Annotated in this window: 1 protein-coding gene; it reads left to right on the top strand. The window is 69.6% G+C overall.

The window, feature by feature from the left end; translation table 11 throughout:
• Positions 1-840 (top strand): AMP-binding protein (locus tag ACYVOO_RS36930; protein WP_461020109.1); only part of this gene is annotated, 840 nt, incomplete at both ends.

Here is an 840-nt window from a genome sequence, read left to right as displayed (position 1 = left end):
CATCAGGATGTGCCGTTCGAGCGGCTGGTGGAAGAGCTGGCACCGTCCCGCTCGATGGCGCGGCACCCGCTGTTCCAGGTGATGCTGACCGTGCAGAACACCGAGGACACATCGTTGCGACTGGCGGGCGCTGAGCACGGCCTGGCCGGACTGGACGAGTCGAGCATTGCCTCGGTGGCGCGGTTCGACCTCGACGTCACCCTGTGGGAGTCCTTCGACGGACGAGGGCTTCCCGCAGGACTTCACGGCTCGGTGAACGCGTCGTCGGACGTGTTCGACGCCGGCACGGCCGAGGTGATAGGGCAGCGGCTGATGCGGGTGCTCGACCGCGTCACTGCGACCGCGGACGTCCGCGTGCATGAGGTGGACGTGCTGGATGCGGCTGAACGTGAGCGGGTGGTGGTGGAGTGGAACGACACCGCCTCGGACATCGCGGACGCGTCGGTGCCGGAGTTGTTCTGGCGACGGGTCCAGGCCGCTCCGGACGCCACGGCCGTCCGGCAGGAAGACGCCACGCTCACCTACGCCGGGCTGGACGCGCGCGTGGAGCGGTTGGCGGGTGTGCTGGTGGGACTGGGTGTGGGTCGTGGTGCGGTGGTGGGGGTGTGTCTGCCGCGGGGTGTGGATGCGGTGGCGGGTGTGCTGGCTGTGTGGCGGGTGGGGGCGGCGTATCTGCCGATCGATCCGGCCACGCCGGCCGAGCGTGTCGGGTTCGTGCTGTCCGACAGTCGGGCGGTGATGCTGCTCAGCACCGTGAACATTCTCGACTCCCTGCCGGTAGCGGAGATGCCGGTGATCGCGGTCGACGACCTCGGCACGGCGCTCGTGGCCACGGGAGAC

The sequence above is a fragment of the Streptomyces daliensis genome, assembly GCF_054782395.1.
The sequence above is the reverse complement of the archived record's forward strand: the minus strand, read 5'-3'. Positions and strand labels throughout refer to the sequence as shown.